The sequence below is a fragment of the Clavibacter lycopersici genome (assembly GCF_003576405.1).
Lineage (GTDB): Bacteria > Actinomycetota > Actinomycetes > Actinomycetales > Microbacteriaceae > Clavibacter > Clavibacter lycopersici.
The window spans coordinates 1-13,782 of the sequence record NZ_QWGT01000053.1 but is presented as its reverse complement, the minus strand read 5'-3'; the positions used below and the strand labels follow the sequence as shown (position 1 = coordinate 13,782).

The following is a 13,782-nucleotide window of genomic DNA, read 5'->3' as shown; positions in this document are numbered from 1 at the left end:
AGGCGGCGCGGCGGCGCCGCATCCGCCCCCGCGCCCATGCTCGCGACCGCCGCGACCGGCGCCGGCCTCGACCCGGACGAGGAGTGGGCCGTCGAGATGAAGTGGGACGGCTACCGCGCGATCGCGGTCGTCGCCGACGGCCGGGCCACCATCACGAGCCGCAACGGCGTCGACCTCACGCCGGCGTTCCCCGAGCTCGCCGAGCTGCCCGACGCGCTGGACGTGGACGACGCGGTGCTCGACGGCGAGATCGTCGTGCTCGGATCCGGCGGCCGCCCCGACTTCGGCCTCCTGCAGACGCGCCTCGGCCTCACCGCCGAGAAGGACGTCGCGCGCGCCCGGAAGGCCGCGCCCGTGCACCTCATGCTCTTCGACGCGCTCGCGATCGGCGACCGCGTGCTCGTCGACCAGCCGTACCGGGAGCGCCGTGCCGCCCTCCTCGACGCCGTCCGGTCGCCGGGCCGCGGCCGGATCCAGGTCCCGCCCGCCTTCGACGGCGACCTCGACGGGGCGCTCGCCACCAGCCGCGAGCTCGGCCTCGAGGGCGTCGTCGCGAAGCGCGTCGACGCGCCCTACGAGTCCGGCCGCCGGTCGAGCGCGTGGGTGAAGATCAAGCACCACCGGGCGCAGGAGGTCGTGGTCGGCGGCTGGCGTCCCGGATCCGGCAGCCGCGCATCCGGCATCGGCTCCCTGCTCGTCGGCGTCCCCGGCCCCGACGGCCTCGAGTACGCGGGCCGCGTGGGCACGGGCTTCAGCGAGCGCGACCTCGCCGACGCCATGCGCCGGTTCCGTCCTCTGGCCCGGAAGACGAGCCCGTTCGCGGACGTGCCCGCGGCCGACGCCCGCGATGCGCACTGGATCACGCCGCGTCTCGTCGGCGAGGTCGAGTTCGCCGAGTGGACCGCGACGGGCCGCCTCCGCCAGGCCTCGTGGCGCGGCTGGCGGCACGACAAGTCGCCCGACGAGGTCGTGCGCGAGGGCTGACCGGCGCACGCCCGGAGGTGAGGCGGGCCTTCCCATGCACGTTATGACCGCAACGGCGCCCGGGCGCGCCCGCCCGATACGCTCGTGGCATGAAGTTCGCCCACCTGCTCGCCGACGACGGCGTGACCCCCCGACTGGCCGCGATCGTCTCCGAGGGCGAGGCGCTCTTCCTCGACGAGGTGCTCGACGACTCCCCGCGCGACCTGCAGGACCTGATCGAGCGCGGCGACGACGAGATGGCCCGCGTCCGCGCCACCGTCGAGCGCGCCGTCGCCAGCCGCACCAGCACCACTCCGGTCGACGGCCTCACGCACGCCTCCGCGGTGCTCCGCCCGCCGGCCGTCTACGCCGTGGGCCTCAACTACTCCGCGCACGCCGAGGAGCTCAACATCACGAGCGCCTCCGCCCCCACCGTCTTCGCGCTCTGGCCCAACTCGCTCTCGGGCCACGAGGGCACCACGAGCTGGCCGCGCTCGCTCAGCGAGGAGGTCGACTACGAGGTCGAGCTCGGCGTGATCATCGGCCGCGCCGCCCGCGACGTGTCCGAGGAGGACGCGCTCGACCACGTGTTCGGCTACACGGTCGTCAACGACATCACGGCGCGCAACCTGCAGTTCTCGGAGCAGCAGTGGAGCCGCTGCAAGAGCTTCGACGGCTTCTCCCCCACGGGTCCCGTCGTCGTCACGCGCGACGAGGTGCCGGATCCGCAGGACCTCCGCATCACCACGGTGCTCGACGGCGAGACGGTGCAGGACGGCCGCACGAGCGGCATGGTCCGCACGGTCGCCCGCCTCGTCTCGTACCTCTCCACCTCCTCCACGCTGCTGCCGGGCACGCTCATCTCCACGGGCACGACGAGCGGCGCCGGCTACTCGCGCGACCCGCAGATCTTCCTGAAGGACGGCAGCACGGTCACGGTCTCGGTCGAGGGCATCGGATCGCTCACGACGCACACGCGCATCCTCTGAGGCGACCCGGGCGGCCGCCGGCCCCGCGCGTAGGCTCGATCGCATGACCGACCAGCAGCAGGACCCGATCCACGACCACTCCATCCCGGAGGATGCCGACGTCTCGGCGCCCGACGCCGTGGATCCCGAGACGGACGAGCTGCACGACGCCACCGGCCGGAAGGCCGAGGAGGACGCGTAGCCGCTCCCGGCCGACGCACGTCCCCCGCGTCTAGGCTCGACGCATGATCAACCGACTCCTCTTCCTCGCCGGCATCGGCACCGGCTACGTCCTCGGAGCGCGCGCCGGGCGCAAGCGCTACGAGGGGATCGCCCGCACCTCGCGCACCGTCTGGTCGAGCGAGCCCGTCCAGCGCGGCGTCCGCGAGGCGCAGTCCGTGCTCGACGAGAAGGGCCCGGTCGTCGTCGAGCGCACGGTCGAGACCGCCCGCGAGGTCGCGGACTTCGTGGGCCACGCGATCCAGGGCGCCGCGGTCGCGGTCGGCCGAACGGCGCACACCGTGGGAGAGCGGATCGGCACCACCACGCAGGACGTCGCGGGCCGCGTCGGCACCACCACGCAGGACATCGCGGGCCGCGTCGGCGGCACCGCCAAGGACCTCGGCACCCGCACCGCCGACCAGACCAAGCACGTCGTCGACCGCGTCGGCCAGCAGGCCACCGAGGTCGGCCACCGCGTCGCCGAGACCGCGGAGGACGTGCGCGACCGCGTCGTCGAGACGGCCGAGGAGGCGCGCACGCGCGTCCAGGCCACGGCCGAGGACCTGCGCGAGCGCGGCGAGGAGGCCGGCCGACGCGCCGTCTTCACCGCGGCCGAGGCCCGCGACGAGGCGCTCGCCTCCTTCGACGACGAGGAGGAGACCGGGCCCGTCGCGATCCCCGAGGACGGCGCCGCCCGCGCGGGCGAGCAGGACGCCTCCGCCGACGGCACCGACGACGACGCGGACGAGGACCTCGACACGCTCGGCCCCGACGACCTCGGCGAGCCGTCGGACGCGGACGAGCAGCCGGCCGCCGAGACCACGAACACCGCACCCGCACCCGCGAAGCCGAAGGCCGCTGCGAAGAAGGCCGCGCCGAAGGCCACGGCGACCCCGAAGCCGGCCGACGCCCCGCACGTGCCGACGCCGGGCGACATCGCCGGTTCCGTGCACCGCGAGGAGCCGGCGCACGCCGCGCCCGCCGACGACGCCTCCGGCACCACCCCGGCCCGCACGTCCACCGACCCGGACGCCTGAGCCGCGCGCACCCCGCATCGACGACAGACAGCGCGCCGCAGCCCTCGGGCCGCGGCGCGCTGTCCTCGTACCGGGACGGGTCAGTCGGTCTGACCGCCCTCCTCGGCCGCGTGCGCCGCGAGCATCTCCGGCGTGATCACCGACATGGCGGCCGTCACGGGCTCGAGGCCCGAGAGGCGGTCGGGCGCGAGGATCTTCTCCACCTGCGTCCGCGTCATGAGCCCCGCCTCGACCACGAGGTCCGGGATCGACGCGCTCGTCATCAGCGCCGTCTTCGCGAGGCTCGAGGACGCCGCGTAGCCGATGTACGGCGTGAGCGCCGTGACGACGCCGACCGACGACTCCACCTGCGCCGCGAGCCGCTCCGTGTTGGCCGTGATCCCGTCGATGCAGTTCACCCGCAGCGTCTTCGCCGCGTTCCGCAGCCAGCTGAGCGACTGCAGCAGCGAGTGCGCGATGACCGGCTCGAACGCGTTGAGCTGGAGCTGCCCGCCCTCGGCCGCCATGGTCACGGTGACGTCGGCGCCCGCGATGGAGAACGCGACCTGGTTGACGACCTCGGGGATCACCGGGTTGACCTTGCCGGGCATGATGCTCGACCCCGCCTGCCGGGGCGGGAGGTTGATCTCGCCGAGCCCCGCCTGCGGCCCCGACGACAGCAGACGCAGGTCGTTGCAGATCTTCGACAGCTTGATGGCGGCGCGCTTGAGCGTCGAGGAGAGCGTCATGAACACGCCCGCGTCGCTCGTCGCCTCGATGAGGTCGCTCGCGGTCACGAGCGTGTAGCCCGTGATGGCGCTGAGGTGCCCGCGCACGGCCGCCGCGTAGTTCGGATCCGCCGTGATGCCCGTGCCGATCGCCGTCGCCCCGAGGTTGATCTCCGACAGCAGGGGCACGAGCTCGCCGAGCCGGGCGTGGTCCTCGCCGAGCGTGGTGGCGAAGCCGTGGAACTCCTGGCCGAGCGTCATGGGCACGGCGTCCTGCAGCTGCGTGCGCCCCACCTTGAGCACCTGCGAGAACTGCGCGCCCTTCGCGAGGAACGCCTTCCGCAGCAGCTCCAGCTCGTCGAGCGTCTGCAGCAGCGAGTGGATGAGCGCGACCTTGAGCGCGGTCGGGTACGTGTCGTTGGTCGACTGGCTGCGGTTCACGTCGTCGAGCGGGTGCATGTGCCGGTAGTCGCCGAGCGCATGGCCGGCCCTCTCGAGGGCGCGGTTCGCGATGACCTCGTTGGTGTTCATGTTGGTGCTCGTGCCGGCGCCGCCCTGGATCACGCCGACCACGAACTGGTCGTGCAGGCGCCCCTGGATGATCTCGGAGCAGACCTCGTCGATCTGCTTCGCCTTCCGCGCGTCCAGCACGCCGATCTGCACGTTGGCGCGGGCCGCGGCCTGCTTCACCTGCGCGAGCGCGACGACGAACTCCGGGTAGACGCTCAAGGGCCGCAGGCTGATGGGGAAGTTCTCGAGCGCGCGCGCCGTGTGGATCCCCCAGTAGGCGTCGGCGGGGACGTCGAGGCTCCCCAGGCTGTCGGTCTCGGTCCGGACGGGGTGGCCGTCCGGGGTCGGGATGCGGTCGTCGTTCGGGCTCACTGGTGTCATGGGAGGCTCCATCGTCTCGTCGCTCGTGGCATGAGGATCCCTCGACCCTACTAGCGGCCCCGTCCCCGCCCGAGGCCCGGCGGCGGCCCGGATAGGCTCGTCGGATGCGCCGCTTCCTCGGCATCGACCTCGCCTGGGCGGAGGGCTCGGCGACCCGCCAGGCCCGCGAGACGGGGCTCGCCTGCATCGACGCGTCGGGCCGCGTGCTCGACCTCACGACGGCCCGCGGGATCGACGCGGTCGTCGACTGGGTCGCCCGCTGGGAGGGGCCAGGAGCGGTCGCCGCGGTCGACGGGCCGCTCGTCGTCGCGAACGCCACGGGCAGCCGGCTCGCCGAGAAGGAGGTCGCGTCCCGCTACGGCCTCCTCGGGATCTCCGCCTACCCGTCGAACGCGGGCCGCCCGGCGCAGGGCGCGGTCGCGCTGCGGCGGAGGCTGGAGGACGCCGGCTGGGAGTACGACGACGGATCCGGCGACGTCCGCGACCCCGACGCCCGCACGATGCTCGAGTGCTACCCCTACACGACGCTCGTCGGCGCGCCCGAGCTCGGCTTCGCCGGACCCAAGCCGCGGTACAAGCGCCTCGCGCCGCTGCTCGCGACGGCGGACCGCCGGCCGCACCGGGCCGCCGAGTTCCGCCTGGTGCTGGAGGCGGTCGCGGGGCTGGCGCACGCCGATCCCCCGCTCGACGTGACGACGCACCCGCGCGCGGCCGCCCTCGTCGCCGACGGCCCCGCGATCGTCGAGCGGCAGCACAAGCACCTCGAGGACCTGCTCGACGGCCTGATCTGCGCGTGGACCGCCGCGTACTGGGCGCGGCACGGCGCCCAGCGCTCGCAGGTGCTGGGCGCCGCGGATCCGGTGCTCGACGAGCGCGGGCGCCGCGGCACGATCATCGCGCCGGCGAGGGCCCACCAGCGCGCGCCCGGGGATCCGCTCTTCGCACCCGAGGTGTGAGCGCGAGGGTCGCGGGTCAGCCCCGGCGCAGCCCGAAGCGCAGCTGGAGCACGAGGAGCAGGTTCTTCACGAGCGTGTCGCTCGGGATCTTCGACTCGCCCTCGGTGCGGTCCATGAACACGATCGCCACCTCGGTCGGCCGCTTCGCGTGCTTCAGCGCGCGCTGCTTCATCTCGATCTGGAAGCCGTAGCCCGTCGTCGTGATGGTGGACGGCGTGATCCGGCGCAGCAGCCCGGTCTCGTACAGGTTGAAGCCGCCCGTGTAGTCGGTGATCCGCGAGCCGAGGAACAGGCGCGTGTAGAGGTTGCCGCCCACGCTGAGGAACCGGCGCTTGAAGTCCCAGTCGGGCGTCGCCCCGCCGCGGATGTAGCGCGACGCGACCACGAGGTCGGCGCCGCCGCGCACGCGACGCAGCATCTCGGTGATGTAGGAGGGGTCGTGCGAGAGGTCGGCGTCCATCTGCAGGATGTGCGTGGGCGGCTGGTCGGCCCCGAGGAGCTTCTCGAAGGCCCAGATGTACGCGGCGCCGAGGCCGGCCTTCTCCGCGCGGGTCTCGACGCGCACGCGGAAGGTGCCGGTCTCCACGCTCGGCGCGAGCGACCGGGCGAGGTCTGCCGTGCCGTCGGGCGACGAGTCGTCCACGATCATCGCGGTGATCGTGAAGTCGGGGTTCTCCGCCGCCATGGTCGCGAGGCGGGGCAGCAGCTCCCCGACGTTCCGCGCCTCCTCGTAGGTGGGGATCACGATCGTGAGACTGCTCAAGCTGGTGGTTCCGTCTCCGAATCGGGGGATGACCCGGATCCGGGCCTCGTCGAGTCTAGCCAGCGACCGCCGATCCGACCGCGCGGGAGGGCCGCCGCCCGTTATCGGCTTGTTACACTTCTTCCGGCTCGGCGCCCAGACGCCGCGCGCACCGCCGAACCGACCGGCGACCGCCCGGGAGGATCAGCGTGACCAGACTCCTCGCCGACCGCCGCGTCCGCTTCCTCATCGCCGGGCTCCTCAACACGGGCCTCGACTTCGTGCTGCTCAACCTGCTGATCCTCGGCGCCCGCATGCCCGTGCTCGCCGCGAACCTGGTCTCGGTCACGGTCGGCATCACCATCTCCTACTTCCTCAACCACTTCTTCGTGTTCCGGCACGGCGAACCCGTCACGCTCGGGCGCTTCCTCCGCTTCTTCGCGGTCACGGGCTTCAGCTCGCTGCTCCTGCAGAGCGGCGTCATCTGGCTCTTCGAGCGCGGCTTCGACACGACGTTCGGCCGCTCGCTGCTGATGTTCGGCACGAGCGCGGAGCAGGAGTTCCTCGAGATCAACATCGCGAAGGCCACCGCGGTGCTCATCGGCCTCGTGTGGAACTTCACGCTGTACCGGCTCGTGGTGTTCAAGGCGCCGGCGGGATTGGACACCGACGACGCTCCCGCCGTCCGCGCGTCCGCCTCCGCCGACTGACCGATGCGCGCGCCGAGCCCGCCCGCGCGATCCCCTAGAGCAGCTTCCCGATCTCCGTCACGAGCTGCTGCACACCGAGCACCACGAACAGCAGCGCCGAGAGGCCCATCACCGTGTTGCTGAGCGGGCGGTTCCGCCAGGCGCGCGGCGTGCGGTCCGTGTTGAGCAGCACGAGCAGCGTGATCGCCAGGAACGGCATGAACAGGGCGCCGAGCACGCCGTACGCGATGATCAGGCCGATCGGCTGGTCGAGGAACAGCAGCGCCACGGGCGGCACGGTCAGCCAGAGGATGAACCCCTTGTAGTAGCTGCCGCCGAGGCGACGGCGCGGGTCCTCGACGTCGAGGCCGCGGACGGTCCCGAGGAAGTCGGCGAACATGAGCGAGACGCCGTTCCAGACGCCGAGGATCGAGGAGAACGACGTGGCGAAGAAGCCGAGCAGGAAGAACCAGGTCATGAAGGCGCCGTAGCGCTCGCCCAGCACGTCGGCGAGCTGGACCAGGCCGCCCTCGCCGTCGGCCAGCGCGATGTCGGCGGAGTACAGCAGCTCCGCGCCGACCACGAGCATGGAGAGCACGAAGACGCCGCTCATCACGTAGGCGACCGAGTTGTCGATGCGCATGACCTTCATCCAGCCGGGCGCCACCCAGCCCTTCTCGCGCAGCCAGTAGCCGTAGGCGGCGAGCGTGATGGTGCCGCCGACGCCCCCCGCGATGCTGAGGGCGACGACGAGGCCGCCCTCGGGGATCGTCGGCACGAGGCCCGTGAGGAGCGCGGGGACGTTCGGCACGGTGACGATCGCGGCGCCCACGACGGTCACGAACATGAGCCCGACGAAGACGGCGATGATCCGCTCGAACGCCGAGTAGCGCCCGAACCAGACCACGATCGCGCCGACGAGGCCGCATCCGATGGCGAACACCTTGAGGTCTACGCCCGGGAAGAGCGCCGCGAGCGGCAGGGCCGACGAGCTCATCGCCGCGGCGCCGTAGACGAGGCCCCAGATGAGGATGTACGGACCGAAGTACCACGTGGTCCACCGGCCGACCGTGCGCCAGCCCTCGAAGATCGTCCTGCCCGTGGCGAGCGAGTACCGGCCGGCGCCCTCCACCAGGAAGATCTTGATGATGACGCCGAGGACCGCGGCCCACAGCAGCGCGTAGCCGAAGCGGGATCCGGCCACCAGGGTCGCGACGAGGTCGCCCGCCCCGATGCCGGTGGCGGCCACCACGAGGCCGGGGCCGACGATGCGCCAGCGCTTGGCCGACTCCTGGGGTTCGCGGACGTCGCCGCGGCTGTCGAGGTCGGTCATGTGCAGGCTCCCGTGCGTCATCGGATGGGGGTCCCGACCCACCTTACGCAGGGCTGGGCGCCGCGCGACCGTCGACGGCCGCGCGACGCCCGCAGATCAGACGCCCAGCAGCTGCTCGATGGGCCCGCGCGCGAAGAAGATCAGGAAGCCGGCGGAGACGACCCAGAGCAGCGGCGACACCTCGCGCACGCGACCCGAGAACGAGCGGACGAGCACCCAGGAGAGGAACCCGACGCCGATGCCGTTCGCGATCGAGTAGGTGAGCGGCATGACGAGCACCGTGAGGAACACGGGCAGCGCGACCGAGAAGTCGGTCCACACGATGTCGCGGATCTGCGACGCCATCAGCGTGCCGACGATGACGAGCGCGGCGGCCGCGACCTCGAGCGGCACGACCTGCGTGAGCGGCGTGAAGAACATCGCGAGCAGGAACAGCACGCCCGTGACGAGCGACGCGAGGCCCGTGCGGGCGCCCTCGCCGATGCCGGAGGCGGACTCGATGAAGACCGTGTTCGACGAGCTCGACGTGGCGCCGCCCGCGACCGCGCCGAAGCCCTCGACGACCAGCGCGCCCTTGAGGCGGGGGAAGTCGCCGCGCTCGTCGGAGAGGTCGGCCGCCTTGGCGAGGCCCGTCATGGTGCCCATGGCGTCGAAGAAGTTCGTGAAGACCAGCGTGAAGACGAGCATGAGGGCCGAGATGATCCCGATGCGGCCGAACGCGCCGAAGTCGAAGGCTCCGACCAGGCCGAGGTCGGGAAGCGCGACCGGGGTGCCGGGCAGCACGGGCGCGTTGAGGTTCCAGCCGGTGGCGCCCGAGGTGTTCGACGGGCCGATGCGGAAGACCTGCTCCACGACGATCGCGATGAGCGTGGTCGCGACGATGCCGATGAGGAGCGCGCCGGGCACCCGGCGGGCCATGAGCACGCCCATGATCACGAGGCCGAGGATGAAGACCACGGTCGGCAGCGACGCGATGGAACCGTCGATCCCGAGCGCGAGCGGCGACGCCGGCACGCCCGTGCCGCGCACGAAGCCGGAGTCGACGAAGCCGATGAACGCGATGAAGAGGCCGATGCCCACCGTGATGGCGGTCTTGAGCTCGCGCGGGACGGCCCGGAAGATCAGCGTGCGGAGGCCGGTGGTGGCGAGCAGCACGATCACGAGGCCGTTGATGACCACGAGGCCCATCGCCTCGGGCCAGGTGACCTCGCCGACCACGCTGACCGCGAGGAACGAGTTGATGCCGAGGCCCGCCGCGAACGCGAACGGGAGGCGCGCGACGAGGCCGAACAGGATCGTCATGACGCCCGCGGTGAGGGCCGTCGCGGCGCCGACCTGCGACGCCTGCAGCCAGTTGCCCTCCACGTCGAGCGTGGCCGCGTCCTGGCTGAAGCCGCCGAGGATCAGCGGGTTGAGCACCACGATGTACGCCATCGTCACGAAGGTGAGGACGCCGCCGCGGATCTCCCGCGCGTACGTGGATCCGCGCTTCGTGATCTCGAAGAACCGGTCGAGCGCGCCGCGCTCTCCGCGGGTCTCGGGGGCGGGGGACGACGTGCGCGCTTCGGTCATGGGCTTCTTCCGCGAGGGGTCGGGCGACGGGAGGGAGAGGAGCCGACGACCTTGTCGGGACGGGGTCGAGCCTAGGGGCGGGCGAGCGCCGGGCACCAGCCGCGGATCCGCGCGACCGCGGTCAGGAGTGCAGGGCGGGGACGATGAGGTAGACGCCGTAGAGCACGGCCATGCCGCTGAGGGCGAAGCAGACGTAGCCGCCCACGGTCGCGGCCTGCGGGCGGATCCCGGTGACCGAGACCTTGTCGCCCTCGTCGTCGTACTCGGTGCCCACGGCCAGCAGCCGCACCCCGAGGGAGAAGAGGGACACCACGACGACGGCGCCCACGAGGGCCGCCACGGCGACGACGAGGAACGCGCTCCAGTCGATCATGCGGCCTCCCTGGCCTTCCGGGCGGCCTTGGTGGCCTTGCGTCCGCGCACCGCGAATCCGGCGGCGTCGACCTCGACGATGGCGTTGCTCGCGTGCACGGCGTTCCGGCGCGAGCGCCAGAAGATCCAGACGATGACGGCCACGCCGACGACCGCGTCGATGACGAAGCCGACCGTGCCGGTGCTCGCGATGAGCGCGGCGACCGCGCCCACGATGGCGGCCGACGGCAGCGTCAGCAGCCAGCCGAGCGCGATCTTGCCGACCGTGTTCCAGCGCACGGACGCGCCGCGGCGCCCGAGGCCCGAGCCGATGACGGATCCGGACGCGACCTGCGTGGTCGAGAGCGCGAAGCCGAGGTGGCTGGACGCGAGGATCGTGGCCGCGGTCGAGGCCTCGGCGCTGAAGCCCTGCGCGGGCTTGACCTCGGTGAGGCCGGATCCCATCGTGCGGATGATCCGCCAGCCGCCCATGTAGGTGCCGAGCGCGATGGCGACGGCGCACACCGCGATGACCCAGAACTCGGGGCCGGAGCCCGCCGCCTGGAAGCCGCCCGCGATGAGCGTGAGGGTGATGATGCCCATGGTCTTCTGCGCGTCGTTGGTGCCGTGCGCGAGGGCCACGAGCGACGACGTGAAGATCTGGCCGTAGCGGAAGCCGCCGCGCTCGTTCGGCCCGCTCGAGCGGCGCGTGATCGAGTAGGCGAGCTTGGTGGTCGTGTACGCGATGAGGCCGGCGATCACGGGGGCGAGGAGCGCCGGGAGGATCACCTTCGAGAGCACCACGCCGAAGTCGACCGACCCGAGGCCCGCGCCGACGACGGCCGCGCCGATGAGGCCGCCGAACAGCGCGTGGCTCGAGCTCGACGGCAGGCCGCGGAGCCAGGTGACGAGGTTCCAGACGATGGCGCCCATGAGGCCCGCGAAGATCATGCTGGGCGTGATCTGCACGCCGCCGTCGCCCTCGCGGATGATGCCGCCGGAGACGGTCTTCGCGACCTCGGTGCTGAGGAACGCGCCCACGAGGTTGAGGACCGCGGCGATGGCGACGGCCACCCGCGGCTTCAGCGCACCCGTCGCGATGGGGGTGGCCATCGCGTTCGCCGTGTCGTGGAAGCCGTTGGTGAAGTCGAAGAACAGCGCCAGGGCGATGACCAGGACGACGATGAGGGTGAGATCCACTACCGGATCCCTCGAGCGGATGTCACAGTCGTCGATCCTAACGGCCTGCACACGGGCAGCTCGAACGGGCGTCCGGCGGATGTCGATCCGGTGAACATCTCGCGCCGGGCGCGGGGGCTCAGATGTGCGGGACGAAGTCGCGCCACGCGACGCGGCGGTCGGCGTGCGGGTCGTGCTCGACGCGGTCGACCACGTCGAAGACGAGCGTGGCGCGATCCCGCGACGGTCCCGCGGCGGACGGGACCGTGCCGGGCGCCTCGTCGTCGCCTCCCACGTAGGCCGGCCACGACTCGTCGACCGTGCCGTCCTGCGCGAAGCGGAGCCAGGCGATGCGCATCCGCTCCCCCGCTGCGACGAACGCGCGACGGCCGCCGAGGAGGGTCATGCCGCGGCCGAGCATGGTGTCCATCCGGTCGAAGAGGGCGAAGAGCTCGAGGCCGTGCGTGGCGTCGAGGCCCATGAGGCGCACGAGGCGCGGCGCGATGTCGAAGCGGTAGAAGTGCACGGGCGCGTAGCGGGCGTGGCGCTCGGCGACCTTGATCGACGGGAACCAGAACGCGTAGTCGCCGCCGAAGTCGAGGGCGGCGCGGCGCTTCGGGAGGCCGGGGTAGAGCGCAGCCAGCTCCGCGCGGTGCGCCTCGTCGGTCTTCGCGAACACGGCATCGATGCGCGGCGGCGTGGTCGCGAGGATGTCGAGGCGGCCGGTGAACAGGGATCCCTCGCGCTCGTTGGTGCCGATGATGAGCGGCACCCGGGCCGCGCGGCCGTGCTTGAACGCGTCGAGCGGGCGCTCGGGCAGCACGTCGCCGTCGATGACGGGGCTGAAGGTGATGGTGCCCGGCTCCTGGTCGGGCGTCCGCACCATCAGCTCGTTCGCCGCCGCGGCCAGCGTGGACGCGCTCGCGGTGGTGAGCAGCCGCACGGCCTCGGCGTCGTCGGGCGCGCGGCCCGCGCGGTCCGCGAGGAGGCCCACGAACTGCTCGGCCCATCGCGCCGTCTGCTCCGCGGGGTAGACGGCGTTCGTCGGCGAGCTCTGCGCGATGGCGCGGGCGAACAGGCCGTGCGCCGCGGGGACGGCCATGAGGGTCGTGACCGCGTTGCCGCCCGCGGACTCGCCGAAGACCGTGACGTTGTCGGGATCCCCGCCGAACGCGCGGATGTTCTCGTGCACCCAGCGGAGCGCCGCCACCTGGTCGCGGAGGCCGAGGTTCGACTCGATGGGGCGCTCGGGAGTGGAGTAGCGGCTGAAGTCGAGGTAGCCGAGGGCGCCCAGCCGGTAGTTGAAGCTGACGTAGACGACGCCGCCCTGGCGCACGAGGCCCTCGCCCTGCACGGGGTCCTCGCGCGAGGATCCGACGACGTAGGCGCCGCCGTGGATGAAGACCATCACGGGCCGCAGCTGCGACTCGCGGTTCACGCGCGCGGCGTCGGGGCTGAGCCCGGACGGCGCGATGACGTTGACGGTGAGGCAGTCCTCCCCCATCGGCGTGCCCTGCGGCGCGCCCATGAACGCGCCCGCGCTGACCTGCGGCGCGACCCGGCCGAAGTGCTGCGCGAACCGCGCGCCCTCCCATCCGACGACGGGCTGCGGCGCCCGGAAGCGCAGGTCGCCGCGGGGCGGGGCGGCGTACGGGATGCCGCGCCAGGCCTCGATCCCCCGCTCGCGCACACCGCGGACGGTGCCGCCCGTGACGCGGACGTCGAGCTCGGACGGGTCGTACGCCGGGGAGGGAACGTCGGCGTGGGGGGTCACCCGGTCGAGTTTACGGTCCGCCCTCACGCTCCCGGGACGGCGGTCGCGAGCAGGCGCTCGAGGGCCCGCTGCGCGCGCCAGAGGGCGGACTCGGTGCGCAGCCGCTCGGCCTCGTGCAGCACGCCGAGCGCGAAGGCGTCCTCGCCGCGGGCCGCGAGGCGCTTGGCCTCCTCGCGGAGGAGGCGCTGCATGGCGATGCCGTCGCGGTGCTCGCCGAGCTCGTCGTGCACCTCCTCGGCCGCGGTCGCGAGCCGCATCGTCTTCCGTCCGAGGACCGGCACGGTGCGCCCGCTGACCTCCTCCGCGGCGTAGCGGAGGCGCTTCGCGGCCTTGCGGACCTCGTGCAGCGCCTCGGTGCGCGCGGCCTCGCCGACGGCCTCCTGCGCGACCGCGGCCCG

14 protein-coding genes are annotated in these 13,782 nt (G+C 72.7%); 6 read left to right on the top strand and 8 right to left on the bottom strand.

The window, feature by feature from the left end:
• The 4 genes from ligD to DZG00_RS05625 all read left to right on the top strand — a co-directional run.
• Positions 1-984 (top strand): non-homologous end-joining DNA ligase (gene ligD, locus DZG00_RS05635; RefSeq protein ID WP_199689794.1); only part of this gene is annotated, 984 nt, incomplete at its 5' end.
• An 89-nt stretch (positions 985-1,073) separates the two neighbouring features.
• Complete coding sequence (locus tag DZG00_RS05630; RefSeq protein ID WP_119381427.1) at positions 1,074-1,952, top strand: fumarylacetoacetate hydrolase family protein; 879 nt, start codon at positions 1,074-1,076, stop codon at positions 1,950-1,952.
• Between the two features lie 43 nt (positions 1,953-1,995).
• On the top strand, positions 1,996-2,133 hold the full coding sequence (locus DZG00_RS17130; protein WP_199688896.1) for a hypothetical protein: 138 nt from the start codon (positions 1,996-1,998) through the stop codon (positions 2,131-2,133).
• A gap of 43 nt (positions 2,134-2,176) precedes the next feature.
• Complete coding sequence (locus DZG00_RS05625; RefSeq protein ID WP_119381426.1) at positions 2,177-3,190, top strand: hypothetical protein; 1,014 nt, start codon at positions 2,177-2,179, stop codon at positions 3,188-3,190.
• Between the two features lie 80 nt (positions 3,191-3,270).
• Here DZG00_RS05625 and DZG00_RS05620 read toward each other — a convergent pair whose 3' ends face one another.
• Positions 3,271-4,788 (bottom strand): aspartate ammonia-lyase, encoded by a 1,518-nt coding sequence (locus DZG00_RS05620; protein ID WP_119381425.1) that lies wholly within the window; start codon positions 4,786-4,788, stop codon positions 3,271-3,273.
• A 104-nt stretch (positions 4,789-4,892) separates the two neighbouring features.
• On the opposite strand from DZG00_RS05620, the gene DZG00_RS05615 reads away from it, so the two are divergent.
• Positions 4,893-5,744, top strand: coding sequence for a DUF429 domain-containing protein (locus DZG00_RS05615; protein ID WP_119381424.1), 852 nt, complete (start codon positions 4,893-4,895; stop codon positions 5,742-5,744).
• A 16-nt stretch (positions 5,745-5,760) separates the two neighbouring features.
• On the opposite strand, the gene DZG00_RS05610 is transcribed toward DZG00_RS05615, so the two are convergent.
• Complete coding sequence (locus tag DZG00_RS05610) at positions 5,761-6,507, bottom strand: polyprenol monophosphomannose synthase (protein WP_119381423.1); 747 nt, start codon at positions 6,505-6,507, stop codon at positions 5,761-5,763.
• A gap of 188 nt (positions 6,508-6,695) precedes the next feature.
• Between DZG00_RS05610 and DZG00_RS05605 the strand changes: the two genes are divergently transcribed.
• On the top strand, positions 6,696-7,196 hold the full coding sequence (locus DZG00_RS05605; RefSeq protein WP_119381422.1) for a GtrA family protein: 501 nt from the start codon (positions 6,696-6,698) through the stop codon (positions 7,194-7,196).
• Positions 7,197-7,230: 34 nt separating this feature from the next.
• On the opposite strand, the gene DZG00_RS05600 is transcribed toward DZG00_RS05605, so the two are convergent.
• From DZG00_RS05600 to DZG00_RS05575, 6 genes are all read right to left on the bottom strand, one after another.
• On the bottom strand, positions 7,231-8,508 hold the full coding sequence (locus DZG00_RS05600; protein WP_119381421.1) for an Nramp family divalent metal transporter: 1,278 nt from the start codon (positions 8,506-8,508) through the stop codon (positions 7,231-7,233).
• A gap of 96 nt (positions 8,509-8,604) precedes the next feature.
• Positions 8,605-10,080 (bottom strand): NCS2 family permease, encoded by a 1,476-nt coding sequence (locus tag DZG00_RS05595; RefSeq protein ID WP_119381420.1) that lies wholly within the window; start codon positions 10,078-10,080, stop codon positions 8,605-8,607.
• Between the two features lie 121 nt (positions 10,081-10,201).
• The gene (locus DZG00_RS05590; RefSeq protein WP_119381419.1) at positions 10,202-10,453 is read right to left on the bottom strand and encodes a hypothetical protein; all 252 of its coding nucleotides are present in this window, start codon (positions 10,451-10,453) and stop codon (positions 10,202-10,204) included.
• Complete coding sequence (locus DZG00_RS05585; RefSeq protein ID WP_119381418.1) at positions 10,450-11,631, bottom strand: inorganic phosphate transporter; 1,182 nt, start codon at positions 11,629-11,631, stop codon at positions 10,450-10,452. Before DZG00_RS05585 ends, DZG00_RS05590 begins: the two co-directional genes overlap by 4 nt.
• Before the next feature lie 118 nt (positions 11,632-11,749).
• Entirely contained in the window at positions 11,750-13,384 is a 1,635-nt protein-coding gene (locus DZG00_RS05580; protein ID WP_233548859.1) for a carboxylesterase/lipase family protein, read from the bottom strand.
• 23 nt (positions 13,385-13,407) lie between these two features.
• Positions 13,408-13,782, bottom strand: a 375-nt coding sequence (locus DZG00_RS05575) for a CHAD domain-containing protein (protein ID WP_147359931.1), incomplete at its 5' end; no start/stop codon positions are given.

Excerpts from the sequence above, each read along its gene's own strand:
- DZG00_RS05630 (WP_119381427.1), top strand. The coding sequence starts at position 1,074 with ATGAAGTTCGCCCACCTGCTCGCCGACGACGGCGTGACCCCCCGACTG.
- DZG00_RS17130 (WP_199688896.1), top strand. The coding sequence starts at position 1,996 with ATGACCGACCAGCAGCAGGACCCGATCCACGACCACTCCATCCCGGAG.
- DZG00_RS05625 (WP_119381426.1), top strand. The coding sequence starts at position 2,177 with ATGATCAACCGACTCCTCTTCCTCGCCGGCATCGGCACCGGCTACGTC.
- DZG00_RS05620 (WP_119381425.1), bottom strand. The coding sequence starts at position 4,788 with ATGACACCAGTGAGCCCGAACGACGACCGCATCCCGACCCCGGACGGC.
- DZG00_RS05615 (WP_119381424.1), top strand. The coding sequence starts at position 4,893 with ATGCGCCGCTTCCTCGGCATCGACCTCGCCTGGGCGGAGGGCTCGGCG.
- DZG00_RS05600 (WP_119381421.1), bottom strand. The coding sequence starts at position 8,508 with ATGACCGACCTCGACAGCCGCGGCGACGTCCGCGAACCCCAGGAGTCG.
- DZG00_RS05595 (WP_119381420.1), bottom strand. The coding sequence starts at position 10,080 with ATGACCGAAGCGCGCACGTCGTCCCCCGCCCCCGAGACCCGCGGAGAG.
- DZG00_RS05590 (WP_119381419.1), bottom strand. The coding sequence starts at position 10,453 with ATGATCGACTGGAGCGCGTTCCTCGTCGTCGCCGTGGCGGCCCTCGTG.